This is a genomic window from Lysobacter rhizosphaerae, from assembly GCF_054779795.1.
In genome coordinates this window covers 241,699-264,394 of record NZ_BAAGXO010000004.1, presented here as the reverse complement: position 1 = coordinate 264,394, position 22,696 = coordinate 241,699, and the positions used below count along the sequence as shown (strand labels likewise).

At 67.0% G+C, this 22,696-nt stretch carries 19 protein-coding genes and 1 tRNA gene; 8 read left to right on the top strand and 12 right to left on the bottom strand.

Translation table 11 applies throughout. The annotated features are described in order from the left end of the window. Positions 1-37: 37 nt before the first annotated feature. Complete coding sequence (locus tag ACYVGE_RS08370) at positions 38-757, bottom strand: DUF6776 family protein (protein ID WP_460728885.1); 720 nt, start codon at positions 755-757, stop codon at positions 38-40. Between the two features lie 66 nt (positions 758-823). Further along, positions 824-1,246: a bactofilin family protein gene (locus ACYVGE_RS08365; RefSeq protein WP_460728883.1), complete on the bottom strand. Its 423-nt coding sequence runs from the start codon at positions 1,244-1,246 to the stop codon at positions 824-826. A gap of 156 nt (positions 1,247-1,402) precedes the next feature. On the opposite strand from ACYVGE_RS08365, the gene ACYVGE_RS08360 reads away from it, so the two are divergent. Further along, positions 1,403-1,999: a DUF4126 domain-containing protein gene (locus ACYVGE_RS08360; protein ID WP_460728881.1), complete on the top strand. Its 597-nt coding sequence runs from the start codon at positions 1,403-1,405 to the stop codon at positions 1,997-1,999. Between the two features lie 98 nt (positions 2,000-2,097). Here ACYVGE_RS08360 and bfr read toward each other — a convergent pair whose 3' ends face one another. The 3 genes from bfr to ACYVGE_RS08345 form a co-directional block, all read right to left on the bottom strand. After that, entirely contained in the window at positions 2,098-2,568 is a 471-nt protein-coding gene (bfr, locus tag ACYVGE_RS08355) for a bacterioferritin (protein WP_460728879.1), read from the bottom strand. 131 nt (positions 2,569-2,699) lie between these two features. Beyond that, complete coding sequence (locus ACYVGE_RS08350) at positions 2,700-2,903, bottom strand: (2Fe-2S)-binding protein (protein ID WP_310055601.1); 204 nt, start codon at positions 2,901-2,903, stop codon at positions 2,700-2,702. Between the two features lie 69 nt (positions 2,904-2,972). Continuing rightward, a complete protein-coding gene (locus ACYVGE_RS08345) occupies positions 2,973-3,587 on the bottom strand; it encodes an RNA pyrophosphohydrolase (RefSeq protein ID WP_430538024.1) in 615 nt (204 codons plus the stop codon). A 119-nt stretch (positions 3,588-3,706) separates the two neighbouring features. Here ACYVGE_RS08345 and ACYVGE_RS08340 point away from each other — a divergent pair. The 7 genes from ACYVGE_RS08340 (at position 3,707) to ACYVGE_RS08310 (ending at position 15,548) form a co-directional block, all read left to right on the top strand. Further along, positions 3,707-3,783: transfer RNA gene (locus ACYVGE_RS08340), tRNA-Met, on the top strand. A 330-nt stretch (positions 3,784-4,113) separates the two neighbouring features. Then, positions 4,114-6,765 carry a LuxR C-terminal-related transcriptional regulator gene (locus ACYVGE_RS08335; protein ID WP_460728876.1) on the top strand — a complete coding sequence of 884 codons (2,652 nt, stop codon included), beginning with the start codon at positions 4,114-4,116 and terminating at the stop codon, positions 6,763-6,765. Between the two features lie 235 nt (positions 6,766-7,000). Next, a complete protein-coding gene (locus ACYVGE_RS08330; protein WP_460728874.1) occupies positions 7,001-8,884 on the top strand; it encodes a DUF1302 domain-containing protein in 1,884 nt (627 codons plus the stop codon). 32 nt (positions 8,885-8,916) lie between these two features. Beyond that, positions 8,917-10,278: a DUF1329 domain-containing protein gene (locus ACYVGE_RS08325; RefSeq protein WP_460728872.1), complete on the top strand. Its 1,362-nt coding sequence runs from the start codon at positions 8,917-8,919 to the stop codon at positions 10,276-10,278. 90 nt (positions 10,279-10,368) lie between these two features. Further along, positions 10,369-11,490, top strand: a complete 1,122-nt coding sequence (locus ACYVGE_RS08320) for a WD40/YVTN/BNR-like repeat-containing protein (protein ID WP_460728870.1) — start codon at positions 10,369-10,371, stop codon at positions 11,488-11,490. Between the two features lie 10 nt (positions 11,491-11,500). Then, positions 11,501-13,909, top strand: a complete 2,409-nt coding sequence (locus ACYVGE_RS08315) for an efflux RND transporter permease subunit (protein ID WP_460728868.1) — start codon at positions 11,501-11,503, stop codon at positions 13,907-13,909. A 1-nt stretch (position 13,910) separates the two neighbouring features. Further along, positions 13,911-15,548 carry a 3-(methylthio)propionyl-CoA ligase gene (locus ACYVGE_RS08310; RefSeq protein ID WP_460728866.1) on the top strand — a complete coding sequence of 546 codons (1,638 nt, stop codon included), beginning with the start codon at positions 13,911-13,913 and terminating at the stop codon, positions 15,546-15,548. A 512-nt stretch (positions 15,549-16,060) separates the two neighbouring features. Here the strand turns inward: ACYVGE_RS08310 and ACYVGE_RS08305 are convergent. The 7 genes from ACYVGE_RS08305 to ACYVGE_RS08275 are packed head-to-tail and all read right to left on the bottom strand — an operon-like array spanning position 16,061 to position 22,687. Then, entirely contained in the window at positions 16,061-16,645 is a 585-nt protein-coding gene (locus ACYVGE_RS08305) for an RBBP9/YdeN family alpha/beta hydrolase (RefSeq protein ID WP_460728864.1), read from the bottom strand. Positions 16,646-16,680: 35 nt separating this feature from the next. Further along, positions 16,681-17,676, bottom strand: a complete 996-nt coding sequence (locus tag ACYVGE_RS08300) for a YeiH family protein (protein ID WP_460728862.1) — start codon at positions 17,674-17,676, stop codon at positions 16,681-16,683. Positions 17,677-17,681: 5 nt separating this feature from the next. Further along, on the bottom strand, positions 17,682-18,377 hold the full coding sequence (locus ACYVGE_RS08295) for a DsbA family oxidoreductase (protein ID WP_460728860.1): 696 nt from the start codon (positions 18,375-18,377) through the stop codon (positions 17,682-17,684). Continuing rightward, on the bottom strand, positions 18,374-19,696 hold the full coding sequence (locus ACYVGE_RS08290) for an MFS transporter (RefSeq protein ID WP_460728858.1): 1,323 nt from the start codon (positions 19,694-19,696) through the stop codon (positions 18,374-18,376). Before ACYVGE_RS08290 ends, ACYVGE_RS08295 begins: the two co-directional genes overlap by 4 nt. A 23-nt stretch (positions 19,697-19,719) precedes the next feature. Beyond that, positions 19,720-20,799, bottom strand: a complete 1,080-nt coding sequence (locus tag ACYVGE_RS08285) for a beta-keto acid cleavage family enzyme (protein WP_460728856.1) — start codon at positions 20,797-20,799, stop codon at positions 19,720-19,722. Positions 20,800-20,849: 50 nt separating this feature from the next. Next, complete coding sequence (locus ACYVGE_RS08280) at positions 20,850-21,698, bottom strand: TauD/TfdA dioxygenase family protein (RefSeq protein ID WP_460728854.1); 849 nt, start codon at positions 21,696-21,698, stop codon at positions 20,850-20,852. Positions 21,699-21,706: 8 nt separating this feature from the next. Then, positions 21,707-22,687 (bottom strand): quinone oxidoreductase family protein, encoded by a 981-nt coding sequence (locus ACYVGE_RS08275; protein ID WP_310055572.1) that lies wholly within the window; start codon positions 22,685-22,687, stop codon positions 21,707-21,709. Positions 22,688-22,696: the final 9 nt, after the last annotated feature.

Here is a 22,696-nt window from a genome sequence, read left to right as displayed (position 1 = left end):
ACTCAGGATGGGGCGCAAAGGCAGGGCATTCAACCCATTATTCGGCAACGGTCTGTCCGCGCTGGGCTTCGGCCCAGGTGAAGGACTGCTCGATCGCGGCGCCCGAACGCGGCTGCAGGCGCACGGTGACCTTGACCGGGGTCAGCCCCGCGGGCAGGAAGATGTCGCCCTCGACCTGCTGGAAGTACTTGAACGAGTACACGATGCCCGGCGCGGTGGCCTGCTGGCGCAGGTCGTTCCAGGCCAGCTTCTGCAGCTTGCCCTCGCGCGTGCCCTCGAGCGTGAGGGTCAGCGTGCCGTCGCTGATCGCGCCGCGGTTGAGGTTCTGGGTGAGCGTGCCGATGAAGTGCCAGGCGGGGCCGTTCTGCTGCTGCACCTTCAACGCATGCACGGTCAGGCCGTGGCGCGTGGCGGTAGCGCCCACGAGGCGCTCGTAGAAGGCAACGTCGGCGCGCAGGCCGGCGATCTCCTCGTCGCGGTCCGCGATCGCGCCCTGCAGGTCGCGGTTGGCATCGCGACTGATCTGGTCGGAGCGGCTGAGCGTGGCGACGCGCTGGCGCAGCTGTTCGCTGTCGTCGCGCAGCCGCGCCTGCTCACGCTTGAGGCTGCCGATCTCCGCGCGCGGATCGCCCGAGACCGGTGCGAACACACGCCACGCACCCCAGCCGCCGAATCCGATCGCCACGAGGAAAACGACTGCGCCGACCAGCACGGGCCAGTGTTCGCCGAGCCAGGAAGTCTTCTGACGTTTGTACATGCGGCGAGGGTAACGGCATTGACCGCCGGCAGTATGTGCCGGCGGTTACGACAACGCCACGCTTGCTCAGGCGATGGTCACGTCCGGCGTGATCGGCGTGACGTTGGTCGCGTCCGCCACGATCACGGTCTCGGCATGGATCAGTCGGCCGGTCAGCGTGGAGCCGGCGATCATCTCGATCACCTTGTAGTGCACGTTGCCGTTGACGCGCGCCAGCGGATGCATCTCGACCAGTTCGCCGTAGGCATCGCCGACCAGCTGGCCATTGATGACGACGTTGGGCGCGCGGACTTCGCCTTCGACCACGCCGGTTTCGGCGATGGTGACCTGGGCGGCTTCGCCATTGCTGGCGATGATCTTGCCCATGACGCGGCCTTCGATGTAGAGGCCGCCGGCGAAATGGAAGTCGCCCCGGATGACGACCTGCGGGCCGATCAGGGTGTCGACCTGGCCAGGCGCGATGGTCGACTTCTTGTCTTTCTTGAACATGGTTTTTCCCCAGGTGCTGATGGAGCAAGGCCTGGTCGTCCGGCAGTCGAACGACCGGCGTGGCGCCGTGAACCCGCGCCGACCGGGCCATTGGACCGGACTGGGCGGTATTCCCCTTCCCCTATACTCGGCGCGGAGTCTAGCGGGAGACACGCCATGTCGGATGCGCACTTGTTCGCAATTGGCGTAGTGCTGGCCTGGCTGGCCGGTATTCGCGTCTACCTCACCGTGTTCGGCGTGGGCCTGGCCGGGGCGCTGGGATGGCTGGACCTGCCCCCGGCCCTGGAAGTGACCCAGTCGCCGTGGGTGATCGGCGTCTCCGGCGCCTTGGCGGCCGTCGAGTTCTTCGCCGACAAGATCCCGGGCGTGGATTCTGGCTGGGACCTGTTGCATACGCTGCTGCGGGTGCCGGCCGGGGCGTTCCTGGCGGCGGCGACGCTGTCGCCCGACGGAAACCTGGGCGTAGGCGCGCTCGCCGCGGGCGCGGGCGTGGCACTGACCAGCCACGCATTGAAGGCGGGCTCGCGCGCCCTGCTCAACACTTCGCCCGAACCGGTGACCAACTGGACCGCATCGGTGGCCGAGGACGTCGCGACGGTAGGCGGACTGGCGCTGGTGTTCGCGCATCCGTGGCTGGCGCTGTCGATCGTGGTGTTCATCACGGTGACCTTCGCGCTGGCGCTGTGGTGGTTGTGGCGCAAGCTGTTCCGACGCCGCCGGAGTGACGGCCAGTCGGGGCTGGGCACGGTGTAACGCGACGGTGCGATCCGACCCTGCGCAGCGATGCGGCTGAAAAGAAAAACGCCACCTTGCGGTGGCGTTTTCGTTACGCGGTGCGGCGACGGCGAGGCTCAGCTTTCGATCTTCATCGCCAGGTAGTTCTGTTCGCCGATGCGATCGATCAGCGACAGCTGCGTTTCGATCCAGTCGATGTGTTCCTCTTCCGATTCGAGGATGTCGGCCAGCAACTGGCGGCTGACGATGTCCTTGATGCTTTCGCAGTAGATGATGCCTTCGCGCAGCATCGGCAGTGCTTCCAGTTCCAGCGCGAGGTCGCAGGTGAGTACTTCGCGCGGCGTTTCGCCGATGCGCAGTTTGCCCAGTGCCTGGAAGTTCGGCAGGCCTTCGAGGAAGAGGATACGTTCCGACAGTTTGTCGGCGTGCTTCATCTCATCGATGGACTCGTGGTACTCGTGTTCCGCGAGTTCCTTCAGGCCCCAGTTCTTCAGCATCTTGGCGTGCAGGAAGTACTGATTGATGGCGATGAGCTCGTTGTAGAGCGCCTTGTTAAGGAATTCGATGACCTTGGCGTCGCCCTTCATGGCCCTGCTCCGTGCGCTGTCGATGCGCGGACTCTAGTCCGCACGCGCGGGCGATGGCGAAACGCGAATCGACTGCATCCGCGAACAAGTTGCATCGGGAATGCTACGGGGCCCCTCAGGGACCGGCGGGATCAGGCGGCTTGCGACAGGACCGGCAGTGGCAGGTCGCGCACGGCGCGCGCTTTGTCCATCAGCTCCGCTGCCAGGTCGAGGCAGCTGCCGCAGCTGGCACCGGCGCCAGTCCGCATGGTCAGCTCGGCCACGCTGCGACACCCGGCCTCAACGGCCTGGTTGATGTCGTGGTCGGTGACTCCGTTGCAGATGCAGACGTACATGGGGCGGCGTGATCGGAAAAAGCAGCCGGTTCGGCTGCAGGACTATTCCGCCATGAATGAGAATGATTGTCAATTAGAGGCAGGGTCGGAGCCGCTGCCGCCCCGCGCCTGCGAATCGGGACGCGCCCGGGGCCGCTGGCGATTGCGGCTGGCATTGCGGCGCAGGTCGCGAGGGTCCGGTCCCGGCACCGGGACCGCCTGCAGCCCCGCCACCACGCGGGCGACCGGCGCCAGGTGGCGCAGGGCGCTGTTATAGACGCCGCGCTTGAAGGTCACCACGTGCTCGACCGGATACCAGAAGTCGACCCAGCGCCAATGGTCGAATTCAGGTTTGTCGGTCAGGTCCAGGCGCAGATCGCTTTCCTGCCCAGTCAGGCGCAGCAGGAACCAGACCTGCTTCTGGCCGATGCAGACAAGGCGGTCGTGGCGGCGCACGGCGCGCGGCGGCAAGCGGTAGCGGAGCCAGCCCGGGGTGGCGCCGAGGACTTCAACATGTTCGGGCAACAGGCCGGTTTCTTCGCGCAACTCGCGATACATGGCCTCCAGCGGCGTCTCGTCGCTGTTCATCCCGCCCTGCGGGAACTGCCAGCCGTCGCGATGCACGCGGCGGGCCCAGAACACCCGGCCATCCGGATGCATCAACACAATGCCGACGTTGGGTCGGTAACCGTCCGGATCGATCACGATGCGGACTCCAGAATGCACTGCGTCCGACTCTGCCACGGCCTCTGTCGGCGGACAAGCAAAGCGCCGGAGGATTGACGGGGGGTGCCCAAGCCGGAATAATTTGCGGTTCTTCGCGCGGCTATGTAGCTCAGCCGGTTAGAGCACAGCACTCATAATGCTGGGGTCGGTGGTTCGAGTCCACCCATAGCCACCACCGCGTCGAGAAGTAAAAGCCCCGTCCATGCGGGGCTTTTTGCTTTCCAGGATTTGCTTTTCAGAATCGGACGCTGGCAACAGCATGCGTGGACGCACCGATCATCAGCAGCGAAGAAAGACGCGACGCCACGCTGCGACAGAGGAAAGCCGCGCCACGCATCGACACGTGGTGGCAGGCAACGCGAACACGCACGCTTCTACCTCGGGCACGCCATCAACAAACGAGCCGGACGCACGCACCGGTTCGCCAAGCCCCGGACGACTCGCTACCCTTGGCCGCTTATCGCCTGTCGGCGCAGCGGACCCGGAACGTCCAGCCATCGGACCCATGCGACCGGACAACGTACCTCCCGAACTCGTGTTGAAGGCCACGCCGCCGCGCCTGGGCAAAGGCCTGCTGCTGCGCCAGAACCTGCGCCTGGACGCCCCTGGCTACGAGCACAAGGCGGTGATCGCGGTGCAGGCGCCGGCCGGTTTCGGCAAGACCTCGCTGCTGGGCCAATGGCGGCGCGAATCGCTGGCGCGCGCCGCCGTCGTGGCCTGGCTGACGCTCGACGAACGCGACGAGCCGATACGCTTCGTCAAGGGGCTGATCGCGGCCTCGCGCCTGGGCAGTGACCGCGGCGCATTCGGTGCCGGGCTGGCCGGCGCCATGCTCGACGAGGGCGATGCGCTGGATGCATTGACCGCATGGCTGGCGACCGTGGCGGATCTCGCGCACGAAGTCATGCTGTTCCTGGACGACGTGCACACGTTGCCGGACGCGACGGTGCGGACACCGCTCGCCTATCTGCTGTTGAATGCACCTCCGAACCTCAAGGTCGTGCTCGCCTCGCGCAGCCGCGTCGCCCTGCCGGTGGCGGACATGCTGGCGCGCGGCGAATACGCCACGGTCACGGCACCCACGCTGCATTTCCGCCTCGAAGACACCATGGCCCTGCTCCGGGCCCGCTTCGGCGAACGCATCGATGCCGACGCTTGCGCCCTGCTGCAGGAGCGTACCGAGGGCTGGCCCCTGGGCTTGCAGCTGGCGATTTCCTCGATCGAGAAGAGCCAGGACCTGGATGAGGCGATCCGGGCGATCTCGACTGGCCGTGGTGATCTGCAGAGCTACTTCGTCGAATCGCTGTTTGCGCGCCTCACCCCGGAGCAGGCCGATTTCCTGATCCGCATTGCCCTGGTCCAGGCGGTCACGCCCGCGTTGTGCACGGCGCTGACCGGCAATGACGAGGCACGCACGCTGCTGCTGCACCTGTGCGAGACGACCCCGATCTTCGTCGAGGCCACCGACAGCGAATGGATCCGCATCCATCCGCTGGCGCGCGAGTTCCTCCTGCGCCGCTTCGAGCGGTTGCCCGCGTCCGAGCGCCAGGACCTGTCCGAACGCGCCAGCCGCTGGCTCGCCGACCACCACATGTACGAGGAAGCCGCGCAGCTCGCACTCAGCGCCGGCCAGACAGCGTTGGCCTACGACCTGGCAGAGCGCTGCATGTACGAACTCATCCTGCGCGGGCAGATGGGCCGCGTCCTGGAGTGGCTCGACCGCCTGCCCGAGACCGAGGTCACGCGGCGCCCGCGCCTGCGCCTGGCCGCGGCCTGGGCGCTGGCACTGGGCGGGCACCACGACGCGGCCCGGGGACTGGTGGCGCACATTTACGCCGATCCGGACGCAGCGCCGGAAGACCGCGGCGAAAGTGCGGCGGTGTGCACCGCCGCCGCCTTCTTCTCCGATCGGGTCGACGATGCGGCGGCCCTGCTCGAGGACTGGTCGGTACGTACACCGCCGTCCTCGACCAAACTGCAATGCTTCCTGGCCAACCAGCAGGCGCAGATCTGCCTGTACCGGGGTGAGCCGGAACAGACGCGCTATCTCTTCCTCAGTGCCCCACACGACAACGGCATCCCGGGCATGGAATCCAGCCGCAGCTTTGGCGACTGGCTCGTCGGGATGAGCTACCTGGCCGAGGGCCAGGTCCGGCTCGCCGAAGGCGTGCTGCGCACCGCCCTGACCCAGGCCGAGAGCGTCGTGGGCCGGCGCAGCCAGGTGGCGGGGATGCTGGCCACCGCGCTGGCATCTGCGTTGTGGGAACGCGACGAGCCGGAGGCGGTGGCCAGCCTGCTGGCGAACCGCCTCGACGTGATCGAACGGCTGGCGGCGCCGGAGACGGTGGCCAGCGCCTATGTCCTGCGCGCGCGCTGGCTGGCACTGCACGGCCAGGAACACCGCGCCTACGACCTGCTGGAGAGCCTGCATGCGCTGGGCGAGCGCCGGCACATGCCCCGGCTGTGTCTGGTGAGCCTGGCCGAACAGATCCGGATGCATGCCCTGCGCCAGCACGGCGAGACCTGCGCCACGCTGTACCGGCGCCTGGAAGCCGTGGTTCCGGACGAGATCAAGACCGGCGAGGGTTTGCTGGGCACGCAACTGACCATCGTGCATGGCATCGCCCAGGCCTATCACGCCCTGGCCCGGCGCGATCCGGACGCCATGCTCGCCGGGCTGAACCGGATCGCCCCGATCGCCGACCGGTTGCGCCGCAACCAGGACAGCATCCGGATCAAGCTGTTGCGCGCGCTGGCCCTCCGGCGCGCGGGTGAAGACGGACGGCCCCTGTTCAAGGAGGCCAACAGCTTGGCGGAGGCTTACGGACTGGCCCGGATCGTGGTCGACACCCACCCGGAACTGACTGACCTGGCACCCCGTCCTGCCGTCGCCACGGCACGCCCCGCCTCGCCCCGCCCAGCCGCCCCGACGCCGGCACGGGTCACGACCAGTGCCCTGCTGACGGCCAAGGAGAGCGAGATCCTGCGCCTGCTGGCCAACAACATGTCCAACAAGCAGATCGGCCGGACCCTGGACGTCCGCGACGAAACCATCAAGTGGCACCTCAAGAACCTGTTCGGCAAGCTCGGGGTCGGCTCACGCCGCAATGCCGTGCACCAGGCGCGCCTGATCGGCCTGCTCGACGACGGCGCCTAGTCAGGCAACCGGCGATGCCCAACCCGCGGCGATGCCGCGGCACCTGAATCGGGAAGGCCGCCAGGCGTTTCCGCGCAGTCCTTCGCACAACACACGATCGCCTGCCCAACCCCCCCGACACAGGGGGGGCGGCGGCCAGAAAATCCGCATCAACTCCACCGTCCCCTTCTGGATCCGGCCGCAAAAGAACGGCTGCTCCGGAAGGGCCAGATCAACACACGGGGGGGTGGGTTAAGTGAAGTCATTGCAAGTAAACAAGGCGTCGCCGAAGACGCGGAAGCGGTTGCTCAGCGCCATGATCGTGGCATCGCTGGCGGCCACCGGCAGCGCCGCGGCCGTCGAGATCAATACCGGGAATCCGGACGTCGTCCTGCGCTGGGACAACACGTTCCGCGTCAATCTGGCCAATCGCGTCGATGCGCAGCGCGAGGCGATCCTGAACAGTCCGAACTACGACGACGGCGACCGCAATTTCGGCCGCGGCATGGTGTCCGAACGGTTCGACCTGCTGAGCGAGCTCGACTTCGTCTACAAGGACCGCCTGGGCTTCCGCGTCAGCGGCGCCGGCTGGTACGACCTGGCCGCCGAGGATTCGGACAACGACCATCTGGTCTCGTCCAACCACATGAAGAACGGAAAGGCGGCGCTGGGACTCAGCGACGAGACCGACCGTTATTTCCACGGCCCGTCGGGCGAGCTGCTGGACGCCTTCGTGTTCGCCAAGTTCGACGTCGGCTCGGTGCCGGTCAACGTGAAGCTGGGCCGCCACACCGTGTTCTGGGGCGAGGCCATGCTCAGCCCGGTGCACAGCCTGAGCTACGGCCAGTCGGCGCTGGACCTGGGCAAGCTGTTCTCCGTCCCCGGCACTGAGGCCAAGGAACTGTTCCTGCCGCGCGAGGCCATCTCGGCGCAGATCCAGGCCACGCCCGAACTCTCCTTCGCGGCCCAGTACTTCTTCGACTGGGAACAGGCGCGCATCCCCGAGTCCGGCTCCTTCCTCGGCTTCAACGACCATCTGCTGCGCGGTGGCGAGTCCTTCATCTTCGGCGCCGCTGCAGTCACGGCCGCCAACCCGCTGGGCGTCAACCGCCTGGTGCGGGGGCAGGACAGCGATCCCCAGGAGAGCGGTGACTGGGGCGTGTCCGCGCGCTGGAGCCCGCAGTGGCTCGACGGCACGCTCGGCGCGTACTACCGCATCACCGCCGACGTGCTGCCGCAGGGCAACGCCACTCCGGCGGTACGCCCCGCCACGCCCCCGGGTCTGTGCCGCGCGCTGGGCGCGACGCCTCTGGGCCCGCCCACCTCGACCACCTGCTACATCAACCCGTCCGCGGCGACCGTGCCGGAGATCCTGGGCGGCACCATCGGCCGCTACGCCGCGGCTTACGCCGACGACATCAAGATCTATGGCCTGAGCCTGTCCAAGAACCTGTGGGGCGTGAGCGTCGGCGCCGACCTCAACTACCGCGAGAACATGCCGCTGCTCAGCGATACGGTGAGCGTGCTGCCGGCATCGTTTGCTCCGTTTGCAGCGGCGCTGCCGGCGGGCGCACTGTTCGCCCCGCCCAAGACCGGCGAAACCGGTGGCGCGCGCGGCTCGACCTGGCACGGCGTGCTCAACGGCTTCGCCACTTTCGCCGACACCCCGGTGTGGGATGCAGCCAACCTGATCGTGGAGCTCACCTGGAACCGCTGGAACGACGTCAGCGAAGGTGCGGCGGTCTTCAAGGGTCGTGACAACTACAGGGTCGTCGGCCCGACCGGCGCCCTGATCACTCCGGCCGACAAGGTCACCAAGGACTTCTACGGCCTGGCGATCAACTTCACTCCGACCAAGTACCAGCTCTTCCCGGGCGCCGACCTGTCCGTGCCGATCAGCTACTCGCGCGGCCTGAGCGGCAACTCCGCCGTGCTGCTGGGCGGCAACGAGGATGCCGGCAGCTATTCCGCCGGCGTGGCCGTCGATCTCCACTCGAAGTACCGCTTCGACCTGAAGTACGTGGACTTCTTCGGCCCGACCACCACCAACGCGCTCGAAGTGATCACCTCCAACGGCGGCGCCAACGCGCTGCTCAAGGACCGCGGCTTCGTGGTCTTCACCTTCAAGACCACGCTGTGACGCACGGTCGACATACGCAAAGGAACACCAACATGAAATTCGCTCACACCATCCTGGCCGGCGCGCTGCTGGCCGTCCTCGGCAACGCCGCCCACGCGGCCGTCAGCGCCGAGGAAGCCAAGCAGCTCGGCACCAAGCTGACCCGCGTCGGCGCCGAAACGGCCGGCAACGCCGACGGCACCATTCCCGCCTACACCGGCGGCCTGACCACGCCGCCGGCGGGCTTCAAGGCCGGCAGCTCGACCCGCCCGGACCCCTTCGCCAAGGAAAAGCCGCGCCTGACGATCACCGCGGCCAACATGGCGCAGTACGAGGGCGAGCTCACGGTGGGCACGCGCGCGCTGCTGAAGAAGTATCCGAAGTTCCGCATCGACGTGTATCCGACGCACCGCACCGTGGCCCTGCCTGATCGCGTGCTGGACAACACGCTCGCGAACGCGACCCGCGCCAGCACCAGCGATGGTGGCCTGGGCATCTCCGGCGCCATCGGCGGTTATCCGTTCCCGATTCCCAAGAGCGGCTACGAGGCGATGTGGAACCACCTGCTGCGCTACGTCGGCGTGGCCAGCACCTTCAAGTACGACAACTGGAACGTGGACTCCTCCGGCACGCCGGCGCTGGCCACCAGCGGCAAGCTCTTCGTCGAATATCCGTACTACGACGCGAAGAACACCAAGCCGGCGCAGGAAACCGACGTCTACTTCCGCACCAAGATCTTCTACAACGCGCCGGCACGCCGCGCGGGCGAAGCGCTGATGGCCGTGGACGTGGTCAATCCGCTCAAGCGTCCGCGCCGCGCCTGGCTGTACCTGCCGGGACAGCGCCGCGTGAAGCTCGCACCCGACATCTCCTACGACACGCCGAACCCGGGCACGGCCGGCTCCGCGACCTATGACGACTCGTGGATCTTCAACGGCGCCATGGACCGCTACGACTTCAAGCTCGTCGGCAAGAAGGAAATGCTGGTCCCGTACAACACCTACCGGCTGACCTACCACAACAAGGCGGCCGACGTGACCACGCCGCAATTCATCAATCCGGACCTGGTGCGTTGGGAACTGCACCGCGTGTGGGTCGTGGAAGCGACGCTCAAGCCGGGCAAGCGCCACATCTACGCCAAGCGCACGTTCTATCTCGACGAGGACAGCTGGACCGCCCTGGCCGCAGACCAGTTCGACGCCAAGGGCAAGCTGTACCGCGCCTCCTTCGCGCACATGTCGCCGAGCTACGACGCCAAGACCCCCAACGCGGAAACGCAGGTGTTCTACGACCTGACCTCGGGCGTCTACAACATCAGCTTCCTGATGGGCCCGTATGAAGGCGTGCGTTACATCAATCCGCTTCCGGCCAACGAGTGGTCGCCCGACGCGCTTGCCGGTGCCGGCATCCGCTGACGAGACCTGACGGACTCGGCCTCCGGCTGCGGCCTGCCCGCCGCCGGAGGTCCGCTGTCCGGGTTGACCTGTCGTAGAACGAAATCACTCATGAAAACACCTTCTGCCCGCCGGCTGGCCGCCGTATCCGGATTGGCCTCCGCGTTCGGACTGGCGACGCTGCTCGCCGCACCGATGGCTCACGCTCCGAGCTTCATCGACGTCCTCAATCAACCCGCCGCCACCAGCGCACTGGTCTCGCAGCGACTGCTGCAGGCCAGCGCCGTCGCCGGCCAGCGCCTGGTCGCCGCCGGTGCGCGCGGCCACATCGTCTACTCCGATGATCAGGGCGTTACCTGGAAACAGGCGAAGGTGCCCGTCAGTGCCGACCTGACCGCGCTGCATTTCGCCAGCGCGCACGAAGGCTGGGCCGTGGGCCACGAAGGCGTGGTGCTGCACACGCGCGATGGCGGCGCCTCATGGGAGGTGCAACTCGACGGCCGCCGCGCCAACGCCCTCGTGCTCGCGCTCGCGCAGCAGTTGCCTGAGACCACCGATCCGGCCGTGCGCGAGTCCCTGCGCACCGAGGCCGAGCGTGCCGCTGGCGAAGGCCCGGCCCGACCGTTCCTCGACGTCTGGTTCGCCAATGAGCGCGAAGGCTTCGTCGTCGGCGCGTACAACCTCATTTTCCACACCAGCGACGGCGGCAAGACCTGGCAACCCTGGGTCGACCGCACGCAGAACGAACGCTTCTACCACCTGTACGGCATCCGCGGCAGCAGCGACGGCGTGTACATCGTCGGCGAACTGGGACTGGCACTGCGCCTGGATCCGGCCACCGGCCGCTTCGCCGCGTTGCAGACCCCGTACGAAGGCAGCTACTTCGGCGTGCTCACCAAGCCCGGCCTCGTGCTCGCCTACGGCCTGCGTGGCACGGCCTACCGCTCGCTCGATGGCGGCCAGCACTGGGAACAGGCGGATACCGGCGTCACCGCTTCGATCACCGCCGGCCAGGTACTGCCCGACGGACGCGTGCTGCTGTGCTCCCAGGCCGGCGACGTGCTGGTGAGCGATGACGACGGCGCGCACTTCCGCCGTCTCAAGATGAAGACGCCGATGTCGTACACCGGCGTCGCCGTGTCCGGCCGTGCCCTGCTCCTGAGTGGGCTGCGCGGCGTGCAGGTCGAAAGCCTCGAGCCTGGCGTTCTGCCACGCACGTCGGCCCGTTTTTGAGGATTAGCAATTGAACACGTCACCCACCCCGCTCGACGAGATGCCGGTCGTCCGGTCGATCGAGGATTTCGACCAACGCTCGGGCCATGTCTTCGAGCGTGCCATCTTCAACAACCGGTTCTGGATCGTCGTCGCCTGCGCGCTGCTCACGCTCGTGCTCGGCTTCCAGGCCACGAAACTGGCGATCAATGCCGGTTTCGAGAAGATGATTCCGCACCGCCACGCCTACATCAAGAACTACCTGGAAAGCCGCGGCAGCCTGCGTGGCCTGGGCAATTCCGTGCGCGTCGTGGTCGAGAACACCGACGGTGACATCTTCGATCCGGCCTACCTGGAAGTCCTCAAGCAGGTCAACGACGAACTGTTCCTGATGCCGGACGTCGACCGCGCCTGGATGAAATCGATCTGGACGCCGGCCGTACGCTGGAGCGAGGTCAACGAAGAGGGCTTCGTCGGCGGGCCGGTGATGCCCGACAACTACGACGGCTCGCCCGCCTCGGTGGATGCGCTCAAGCTCAACATCCGCCGCGCCAACATCGTCGGCAACCTGGTATCCAACAACTTCCGTTCGAGCATGGTGTTCGTGCCGCTGCTCGAGCGCAACGCGGAAACCGGCAAGCGACTGGACTACCACGCGTTCTCGCAGATGCTGGAACAGCGCGTCCGCGCCAAGTACGAAGGCGCGGGTCACGGCAAGATCAAGATCCGCGTGATCGGCTTCGCCAAGCTGGCCGGTGACCTGATCGCCGGCCTGGTCAAGGTCGCCAGCTTCTTCCTCGCGGCTGCGGCGATCGCCGCGCTGATCATCTTCCTGTACACCCGCTGCCTGCGCAGCACGGTGCTGGTGGTGGCGTGCTCCGTCATCGCCGTGGTCTGGCAGCTGGGCCTGGTGCGCCTGTTCGGCTTCGAGCTGGACCCCTTCTCCGTGCTGGTGCCGTTCCTGATCTTCGCCATCGGCGTCAGCCACGGCGCGCAGAAGATGAACGGCATCATGCAGGACGTGGGCCGCGGCACCCATCGCCTGGTCGCCGCGCGCTACACCTTCCGCCGCCTGTTCCTTGCCGGCCTGACCGCACTGCTGGCCGACGTGGTCGGTTTCGCCGTGCTCATGCTGATCGACATTCCGGTGATCAAGGAACTGGCGCTGACCGCCAGCATCGGCGTCGGCGTGCTGGTGTTCACCAACCTCATCCTGTTGCCGGTGCTGCTGTCCTACGTCGGCGTCAGCCCGGCCGCGGCGCAGCGCAGCCTGCGCGAGGAGGACAAGGAAGCATCAGGTCGTGGCTTCGGCGCGTTCTGGAACATCCTCGATCGTTTCACCGAGCGGCGCTGGGCAATCGGCGCGATCGCGTGCGCGGTGGTGCTCGCGGCGGGCGGCCTGTGGATCAGCCGCGGCCTGCAGACCGGCGACCTCGATCCGGGCGCGCCCGAGCTGCGCAAGGATTCGCGCTACAACCAGGACAACGCCTACATCACCGCGAACTATGCGCTGTCCAGCGATCTGTTCGCCGTGATCGTGCACACGGCTAAAGACGCCTGCCTCAACTACAAGACGCTGGTGCAGGTCGATCGCCTGGGCTGGGCGTTGCAGCAGGATCCGGCGGTGCAGACCACCGTGTCGCTCGCCGATGCCGTGCGCAACATCACCGCCGGTTCCTTCGAAGGCAACCCGAAGTGGCTGACGATCAACCGCAACCAGGACGTGATCAATTACTCGGGCCAGCAGGCCACGGTACTCAATCCGGACCTGTTCAACACCGAGTGCTCGGTGTTGCCGGTGATCGCCTTCCTGTCCGACCACAAGGCCGGCTCGCTCAAGCGCGTCGCCGCCATCGCCGAGGACTTCGCCGCGCAGCACAACGACAAGGACGTGACGTTCAAGCTGGCCGCCGGTTCCGCCGGCATCGAAGCCGCCACCAACGAGGTGGTCAGCCGCGCCAGCCGCACGATGCTGCTGTATGTCTACGGCGCGGTGATGCTGCTGTGCTTCGTCGCCTTCCGCAGCTGGCGCGCGGTGATCGTCGCGGTGCTGCCGCTGATCCTGACCTCGATCCTGTGCGAGGCGCTGATGGTGATGCTCGGCATCGGCGTCAAGGTCGCGACCCTGCCGGTCATCGCGCTCGGCGCCGGCATCGGCGTCGACTACGCGCTGTACCTGCTCAGCGTGCAGCTGAGCCAGCAGCGCGCCGGCGTGCCGCTCGCCGCTGCCTATCGTGGCGCGGTGATGTTCACCGGCAAGGTCGTGGCCCTGGTGGGCATCACCCTGGCCGCGGGCGTGATCACCTGGGCGTTCTCGCCCATCAAGTTCCAGGCCGACATGGGCATCCTGCTCACCTTCATGTTCGTGTGGAACATGATCGGTGCGCTGGTGCTCATCCCCGCGCTGTCGCATTTCCTGCTGCGCAAAGTGGAGGCCTGACATGCTCGGCCTGATGCAGGAACAGAAGCTGCTGATCCCGTCCCTGATCGAACATGCGGTGGCCAGCCATCCCAATGCCGAGATCGTCTCGCGCACGGTCGAGGGGCCGATCCATCGCTGTACCTATCGCGACATCCACCGGCGCGCGAAGCAGGCCGCCAACGCGCTGTCCGCGCTCGGCGTACAGCGCGGCGACCGCGTCGCGACGCTGGCATGGAACGGCTACCGGCACATGGAGCTGTACTTCGGCGTGTCGGGCATGGGCGCCGTGCTGCATACGGTCAATCCGCGCCTGTTCCCCGAGCAGCTCGAATACATCATCAACCACGCCGAAGACGCGGTGCTGTTCTTCGACCTGAGCTTCGTCGCGCTGGTGGAGAAGCTGGCACCGCAGCTGCAGGGCGTGCGCGCCTTCGTGCTGATGACCGATCGCGCGCACATGCCGGAGTCTTCGATTCCCGGACTGCTGTGCTACGAGGACCTGCTCGCCTCGCAATCCGACGATTTTGTGTGGCCCGACCTGGACGAAAACAGCGCCGCCTCGCTGTGCTACACCTCCGGGACCACCGGCATGCCCAAGGGCGTGCTGTATTCGCATCGCTCGACGGTGCTGCACGCATTCGGTGCCTGCACCGTGGACAGCCTCGCGGTGTCGAGGAACGAAACCGCGCTGCTGGTCGTACCGATGTTCCACGTCAATGCCTGGAGCATGCCCTACGCCGGCGCGATGAGCGGCGCCAAGCTGGTCCTGCCCGGCCCGGCGCTGGACGGCGCGAGCGTGTACCAGTTGCTGCGCGGCGAGCAGGTCACGCTCGCCCTGGGCGTGCCCACGGTCTGGATGCTGCTGTTGCAGCACGTCGCGACGGAGGGGCTGAAGCCCGCCACCGACCTGGCGCTGCGTCGCGTCGTGATCGGCGGCGCCGCGGCGCCACGCGCGATGGTCGAGGCGTTCGAACGCGAATTCGGCGCCCTCGTGGTGCAGGGATGGGGCATGACCGAGATGTCACCGCTGGGCACGGTCTGCAACCTGCTGACCAAGCACCGCTCGTTGCCGTTGGATCAGCGCCTGGACGTGCACGTGAAGCAGGGTCGCGCCGTATTCGGCGTCAGCCTCAAGCTGACCGACACCGAGGGCCGGCGCCTGCCGCATGACGGCGAGGCCGCGGGCCACCTGAAGGTGCGTGGTCCGTGGATCGCGAAAGCCTATTACGGCGATGACGATGGTCCGATCCTCGACGACGAGGGCTACTTCGATACCGGCGACGTCGCCACGATCGATGCGGACGGCTACATGCAGATCACCGACCGGGCCAAGGACGTGATCAAGTCCGGCGGCGAATGGATCTCGTCCATCGCCCTCGAGAACGCGGCCATGGGCCACCTGCTGATCGCCGAAGCCGCCGTCATCGGCATCGCCCACCCGAAGTGGCAGGAGCGGCCGCTGCTGCTGGTCGTGGTCAAGCCGGGCCAGTCACTGGAACGCGAGGCCGTGCTGCACTACCTCGCCGGTCGCGTCGCCAAATGGTGGCTGCCCGACGACGTGGTGTTCGTCGATAGCCTGCCGCACACCGCGACCGGCAAGCTGCACAAGGCCGTCCTGCGCGAACAGTTCCGCGACTACTGTTTCGCGGACGCCTGACGTCCCTCGGGCGTGGGTGGTCGAACAACGCCTACTCTGACGGTTTTCCAACACCAAAAAAGAATGGCCGCTCTAGAGCGGCCATTCTCCCCCTGTCACTGACGCATACAGCCACGCCAGAAGACAACTCGCGTATGTGGGCTACGCGCCTACCTCTTCCAAAATCGGATGAAGACACATACGGCGCCCGCCGCGACAGCACCGGCGAGGGATACATATCCGGTGCTCTCCCCAGAAGCCAGATAGATCGCTGCCACGATGCCCAGCGGCAACCAGGTCCAACAGAACGGCGCTGACGACTTCATATCGCTCCCTCTCACTGCTTCGCTATGTGCCGCGTATTTGCTGCAATACATCTCAGAGAGGGTGCGTTTCGTCTACACCAGTTGCGCGAACGCCATGTTGCGTAAACGCGAACAAGCCGCTTCGACTGGATATGGACGAAAGAGGACCGGGGCATTCGATAGAGAAGGCACCCAGCGGCAGTTGCAAACCCGCACCAGGTGCGCCGGTCAGCGATCGAGGCTGGCGATCAGCTCCAGCGCCTGCGGCCATTCGCCAAAGCCCGCCGCCGGATTGAGGTGGCCGACGTCGCCGAGATCTTCCAGCTGGCTACCCCAGTCCTGCGCCAACGACTGCGCGCGTGCGTAAGCGCACAGCGGGTCGTTGCGGCTGGCCGCGACCAGGCTGGGGAATGGCAGCGGACGGCGCGGAATCGGCAACCAGCCGTGTCGGGCCAGCGTGTCCGTGGTCGGATAACCCTCCGGAAACGGATTCTCCACGTCCGCCGGCGTGGCCAGCAGTGCGCCCACGATGGTCGGACGCGACATTCGATGATGCGGGTCCGACTCCAGCGTCTGCGCCCAGTGCGCCACCATCAGCACGCCCGCGCTGTGGGCGACCAGGACGACCGGCCCATCGATGGCACGCAACGCCCGGTCGAGCGCCTGCACGCGCGCGGCGCAACTGAGTTTGTCCTCTTCCAGCGGCGGCACGGTGTGCACCTTGGGCAGCCGGGCCGCCAACAGGGTCTGCCAGTGTTCCGGCACGTGCTCGCGCAGGCCGGGGACGATGAGGACGGTCGCGTGGATGGTCATCAATTCTCCTTGGACGGTTCGACGCTCGGCGGGTGTCACAGCCACAGCAGCCCGAGCACCAGGACCGCGAGGAACACGGTCTGGCCGAGCATCAGAACCACGGGTTTGATGCCGACCGTGGTCAGCTCCTTCAGCTGGATCTTCATGCCCAGTGCGCCGATCGCCGTGATCAGGCACCAGGTCGACAGGCCGCTGCCGAACTTCTGCAGCGCCGGCGTGATCCCGCCCAGACTGCCCAGCACCGCAAGGCCGAGGAACGCGACCGCGAACCAGGGCAGCAGTGGCGGGCGCTGGCCGCTCTCGTGCCCGCCCTGTGCGCGGGTGATCATGACCGCGCAGACGATGACCGGCAGCAGCATCGCGATGCGGATCAGCTTCACCACCGTGGCGGTGTCGCCGATTTCGTGCGACAGGCTGTAGCCCGCACCGACGACCTGGGCGACGTCGTGGATCGTGCCGCCGAGGAACACGCCGGCCTGGATCGGGTCCAGCCCGACGGCGCGCACGATCATCGGGTAAACGATCATCGCCACGGTCGACAGCGCCGACACGCCGATGACGGTGAACAGCGTCGCGCGTTCCTTGCCCGGATGCGCCGGCAACGCCGCCGCCAATGCCAGTGCCGCGGAGGCGCCGCAGATGGCGGTCGCACCGCCGGAGAGCAGGCCGAACAGCATGTTGAAGCCCATGGCCCGCGCCACCAGCATCGACAACACGATCGTGACGACGACCGAAGTGACCACCAGCAGTACCGGATGCCAGCCCAGCGCGGCGATCTGTTCCAGCGTGATGCGCGTGCCGAGCAGCGCGACGCCCAGCCGCAGGACGCCGCGCGCGGCGAGGTCGATACCCGGCTTGCAGGCGCCCTCCGCCGACAGGAAGTTCATCGCCATGCCGAGCAGGAGCGCGAACAACATCACCGGCGCCTGGTACTGGCTCGCCAGTGACCGGGCCGCGATGGCGACGACAACGCTGGCCAGCAGGCCGGGCAGATAACGCCCGGCGAGCGTTCGGAACCGATCAATGTTCATGCTGCTCAGGCCGCGGCCGATGCCTGCACGGCCTGGCTCATGGCCACGAGCAGGAGCGTGGCATCCTGCGCGCCCGCCAGGGACCGACGCCCGTTGAACACGAAGTGCGGCACTCCCGAGATTGCCGAAGCGTTCGCTGAAGCGATGGCCGGCACCAGCTCGGCGTCGTCTGGCGTCGCGGCGGCGAGCCGATCCGGCAACACGCCGACCTCTTCTGCCAACGCGCGCAGGGTCGCGGCATCGCCGATGTCTTCGCCGCGCTGGAAGTACGCGGCAAACAACCGCTCGAGCAGCGCCTCGTACAACGCTGGCGCGCCCAGCGCCGCGACCCGGCGCAACAGCTCATGCGCACGGGCGGTGTTGGGCATGCGCTCGATTCCGGCGAGATCCAGCTCGAGGCCTGCGCTACGGGCAGCCAGCGAGATTTGCTGGCGTCGCTGCCGCACCGCTTCGGCCGAGCCCAGGCGCCGCTCGTAGAACTCGGCGAACGGCAGTCCCTGTTCCGGCACATCGGGCAACAACTGCACCGGATGCCACACCGTCTCCACGGCGATGTCCGGGAACTTCTGCGCGAAGCGCGTGCGCGCGAGCGCGAGATGGCGCTTGCCGATGAAACACCAGGGGCAGATCAGGTCGAAGTGGATGTCAATTACGAGCGAGTTCGTGAGCGGGTTCGTCGCGCGCGTATCCCCGCCACTCACGTCGGCACCTCGATGCCGACGCCGCTATTGCGCACGTGCCGTCCCACCTGCTGGATGTCGTCCAGGTAGTGGCGCTTGGCGAAGTAGAACACCGCGGCCGCGGCCAAACCGACCAGAGGCACGAGCTGGAATGCCCCCGCCAGCCCCAGTGCGTCGGCGAGCACGCCGGTGAGCAGCGGGCCGGCAGCGAGTCCGAGCAGGTTGTTGGCCAGTGTCAGGGTGGCGAACGCGGTGCCATGGATCGGCAGCGGCGTGAGATTGGCGACCATGGCCCCGGCAGGACCGCTGGTGCCGGCGGCCAGGAACATGCCCAGCCCGATCACCAGCAGCTGCGGCGTGCCATGCGGCAGCGCGAACGCCAGCGACAGCAGCACGCAACTGCCCACGGCGTAGGCAATGGCCAGGCTGAATTTGCGCGTCGGTGCATTCCGGCACAGGCGATCGCTGAGCATGCCGCACGCGATCATGCCCATGCCGCTGACCAGCACGATCATCGCGGACACGACGCCGGCGGCGTCGGTCGCCATCGCGTAGTAGCGATTGAGATAACTCGGCAACCAGACGATGACGGTGCCGCCGACGAACAGCTGCAGGCCGCTGCCTACATAAGCGCCGATCACCGAGCGGCTGTTGACCAGGCTGCGCAGCGGCACTCGGGCAGCCGGCGCAACGGCGGCGCGCGGCTCACTCGAACGCGACGGCGCGATGCGCTTTTCCCTGACGATGAGCGGATACAGCAGCGCCAGCACCAGGCCGAACGATGCCATCGCGGCAAACGCCCAGCGCCAGCCCATGTGCGCGGCAACGGCCCCGCCCAACGCCATGCCCAACACCGAACCGAACATGCCGCCGGCCATGAACGCGCCGGTCAGCGTCGCCCGCATGTGCTTGGGGAACACCGACAGCACTACCGCTATCCCGACGCTGCCGTAAGCCGCCTCGCCGACGCCGACTAGGAAGCGCGCGGCCAGCATCTGCGGGTACTGCTGCGCCAGGCCGCAGCCCAGCGTCGCCAGGCTCCAAACCGTCGCCATCAGGGCCAGGCTCCTGACCCGTCCGAACCGGTCGGCCAGCAGCGACAACGGGAACGTCAACACTCCCACCATCAGCGCCACGATGCCGCTCAATAAACCGAGCCGGGCATCGGTCAACGCCCACTCGGTCTTGAGCAGGGGGAACACCGCGTTGAGCACCTGCCGCGACATGTAGTCCGACAGCAGCAGGCCGAAGCTCAGCGCGAACACGACCCAGGCATACCCGCGCGGGATGCGCGCGCCCGGGTCATCGGTGCCGGTGTCGGGAAGGGAATGGAAGGCCATGGTATCGACGTCGTATTCGGGGCTCAGGCCGGCTGCGGCTCGGACTGCGATGCGGGCAGCGGCACGCCCTTCCAGAACGGCTTGCGGTTCGGCGCGAAGCCGTTCGCCGCCAGCGTCTCGTCTGCATCCTTGTAGAACGTGCCAATCTTGTAGATCGCGCGCGCTTCGTCGGCGGTGGCGATGTCGCGGCCGAATTCGCGCGAGATCCGCACCAGCTGCTCGATCTGCGCGACGCTGCTCATCTTGCCGTCGCGGCGCTGGGTCCAGATGTTGTCCTCGTTGCCGCAGCGCACGTGCAGGCCCATCGCGATCGCCATCATGTTCACCGGCAGCACGTTGAGCATCGACGACTCCAGCGTCAGCACCGAACCATCCGGGCAACCGCGCACGAAATTGGCCAGGTTGTAGATGTTCGGCGCATCGAAGCCGCCACCGATGGCTACCCAGGTCAGGATCAGCGGCACGTTGCAGGTGCCTTTGCGCATCATGCGCTCGACGGTCTCGAGCTGGGTGATGTTGGCGAGCTGGAAGTGGGTCTGGATGCCGTTCGCGGACAAGCGGCGGATGTGTTCCTCGACCCATTCCGGACCGGCGGGAATCGTCATCTCGCGGTAGGCGCGATAACCCTCCGGCGTGCCCAGGCTGGTGCCGGCGAGATCGGCCTCGCACATCTGTTCGACCACGTTCATCTGGTTGGTGTTGATGGCCAGGGTTACCTGGTCCGGCTTCGGCGTCAGTTCCGCCAGCATGTGCCGGGTGTCGTCGGACAGCCACTTGGCCACGTTGCCTTCGCCTTCCGGCGCGAACGAGATCGAGCCGCCGATCTGGATGATCAGCTCGGGCACGCGGGCGCGAATGCCGGCGATAAGCTCGTTGAACATCGACAGGCGCTTGGATCCCTTGCCGTCGAGTTCGCGCACGTGCGTGTGCAACACGGTGGCGCCGGCGTTGTAGCAGTCGACCGCTTTCTGGATGTGTTCCTCCATCGTGACCGGAAGATCTTCCGGAAAGTCGGACGGCATCCACTCCGGGCCGTAGGGCGCGGCGGTGATTACGAGTTTCTGCTGGTTCTCGGGGAACAGCGATCCGTCGAGGAAATTCATGGTTTTCTCCGTGGTGCGGACGAGGCGATATCGGCTCGGCGGTCAGGTGGTCAGTAGGGAACGTCGCCGATGATTCCGGCCCGTTCCATCTTTCGATGGCAGGGCGGGTAATCCATCACCGCGTAGTGCTGGGTGCTGCGGTTGTCCCAGATGGCAACGCTGCCCGGCGTCCACCGCCAGCGCACCTGGTACTCGGGGACATGGGCCTGGCTGATCAGGTACTGCATCAGGTGCTGCGCACCCGGGGCGTAGTCCTGGCCATAACGCACGTTGTCGGGCGTGTGGAAATTGGTGAAGTGCGTGGCGAACGCATTGACGAACAGGATCTTCTCGCCGGTATCCGGATGCGTGCGCACCACCGGGTGCTCGGCATCGGGAAACTGCGCCTTCAGGGCGAGGCGCTTCTCGATCGGCATGGCGGCGCCGAAGCTGGCCTCGATGCTGTGCCGCGCACGCAGGCCAGCGATCTGCTGCTTGATGTGCTCCGGCAGCCTCTCGTAGGCGAGCACCATGTTCGCCCACATCGTGTCGCCGCCCGTCGGCGGGCATTCCACGCAGCGCAGCACGCAACCGAACGGCGGCGCCACGCGCCAGGTGGCATCGGTGTGCCAGGCGTTCTCGTAACGATCGTTAGGCTGCTCCGGCGACTTGTAGATGCGCACCAGCCCCGGATGATCCGGATCGCTGCCGGCCACCGGGTGATCCTCGAGCGCACCGAAGCGGCGCGCGAAGGCGACGTGCTCGGCGCGGGTGATGTCCTGGTCGCGCAGGAACAGCACCTTGTGCCGGACCAGCAGCGCGCGCAGCGCCTGGAACAGGCCGTCGTCGTGGATGGCCTCGGCCAGCTTGACGCCGGACAGTTCGGCGCCGATGGCGCAGGTCAATGATTCGACGCGCATGTCGGGCCTCAGATGACGAAGATCGACGAGCCGGTGGTCTTGCGCGATTCCAGGTCGCGATGCGCCTGCACCGCGTCCTCCAGCGCGTAGCGCTGGTTGATCTCGATGCGCAGGCGGCCGGCGGCGACGTGGTCGAACAGTTCGGCGGCCAGCTCGGCCTTGTCGAGGGGGTCTGCGATGTAATCGGCCAGCGCCGGGCGGGTCAGGTAGAGCGAGCCCTTCATCGCCAGGAGCTGCGGGTTGAACGGCGGGATCGGGCCCGAGGCGGTGCCGACGCAGACCATCAGGCCACGTCGCTTCAACGAATCGAGCGAGGCTTCGAACGTGGTCTTGCCGACGCTGTCGAACACCACCGACACGCCCACGCCGCCGGTCAGCTCGCGCACGCGCGCGGCGACATCCTCGTGGCTGTAATTGATGACGTGGTCGCAGCCGTGGGCGCGGGCGATTTCCGCCTTGGCCTCGGTCGAGACCGTGCCGATCACGGTCAGGCCCAGCAGCCTTGCCCACTGCGCGACGATCAGGCCGACGCCGCCGGCGGCGGCGTGCAGCAGGATCGAGTCGCCGGCGCGGAACGGATAGATGCGGCGCAGCAGGTAGGCCGCGGTCAGGCCACGCATGGTCATGGCGGCGGCGGTCTCGCAGGCGATGGCCTCGGGCAACCGGATCAGCGGCGCCGCCGGCACCAGGCGTTCGGTGCTGTACGCGCCCAACGTGTTGACGAAGCCGGTATAGGTCACGCGGTCGCCGACCACGACCTGGTCGACACCCGGCCCCACCGCCTGCACCACTCCGGCCGCCTCGACCCCGATGCCCGCCGGCAGCGGGATCGGATAGGTGCCGTTGCGGAAATAGGTGTCGGCGTAGTTCAGGCCGACCGCGACATGCCGCAGCCGCACCTGACCCGGCCCCGGCTGGCCGACCTCGACGGGCTCGTAGCGCAGGACCTCGGGGCCACCGGCCTCATGGAATCGAACAGCGTGGGCCATGGCAGTCTT

What these genes read in the sequence shown, in the direction of transcription:
- ACYVGE_RS08370 (WP_460728885.1), bottom strand. Translation starts at nt 757, where the DNA reads ATGTACAAACGTCAGAAGACTTCCTGGCTCGGCGAACACTGGCCCGTG.
- ACYVGE_RS08365 (WP_460728883.1), bottom strand. Translation starts at nt 1,246, where the DNA reads ATGTTCAAGAAAGACAAGAAGTCGACCATCGCGCCTGGCCAGGTCGAC.
- ACYVGE_RS08360 (WP_460728881.1), top strand. Translation starts at nt 1,403, where the DNA reads ATGTCGGATGCGCACTTGTTCGCAATTGGCGTAGTGCTGGCCTGGCTG.
- bfr (WP_460728879.1), bottom strand. Translation starts at nt 2,568, where the DNA reads ATGAAGGGCGACGCCAAGGTCATCGAATTCCTTAACAAGGCGCTCTAC.
- ACYVGE_RS08350 (WP_310055601.1), bottom strand. Translation starts at nt 2,903, where the DNA reads ATGTACGTCTGCATCTGCAACGGAGTCACCGACCACGACATCAACCAG.
- ACYVGE_RS08335 (WP_460728876.1), top strand. Translation starts at nt 4,114, where the DNA reads ATGCGACCGGACAACGTACCTCCCGAACTCGTGTTGAAGGCCACGCCG.
- ACYVGE_RS08325 (WP_460728872.1), top strand. Translation starts at nt 8,917, where the DNA reads ATGAAATTCGCTCACACCATCCTGGCCGGCGCGCTGCTGGCCGTCCTC.
- ACYVGE_RS08320 (WP_460728870.1), top strand. Translation starts at nt 10,369, where the DNA reads ATGAAAACACCTTCTGCCCGCCGGCTGGCCGCCGTATCCGGATTGGCC.
- ACYVGE_RS08310 (WP_460728866.1), top strand. Translation starts at nt 13,911, where the DNA reads ATGCTCGGCCTGATGCAGGAACAGAAGCTGCTGATCCCGTCCCTGATC.
- ACYVGE_RS08305 (WP_460728864.1), bottom strand. Translation starts at nt 16,645, where the DNA reads ATGACCATCCACGCGACCGTCCTCATCGTCCCCGGCCTGCGCGAGCAC.
- ACYVGE_RS08300 (WP_460728862.1), bottom strand. Translation starts at nt 17,676, where the DNA reads ATGAACATTGATCGGTTCCGAACGCTCGCCGGGCGTTATCTGCCCGGC.
- ACYVGE_RS08290 (WP_460728858.1), bottom strand. Translation starts at nt 19,696, where the DNA reads ATGGCCTTCCATTCCCTTCCCGACACCGGCACCGATGACCCGGGCGCG.
- ACYVGE_RS08285 (WP_460728856.1), bottom strand. Translation starts at nt 20,799, where the DNA reads ATGAATTTCCTCGACGGATCGCTGTTCCCCGAGAACCAGCAGAAACTC.
- ACYVGE_RS08280 (WP_460728854.1), bottom strand. Translation starts at nt 21,698, where the DNA reads ATGCGCGTCGAATCATTGACCTGCGCCATCGGCGCCGAACTGTCCGGC.
- ACYVGE_RS08275 (WP_310055572.1), bottom strand. Translation starts at nt 22,687, where the DNA reads ATGGCCCACGCTGTTCGATTCCATGAGGCCGGTGGCCCCGAGGTCCTG.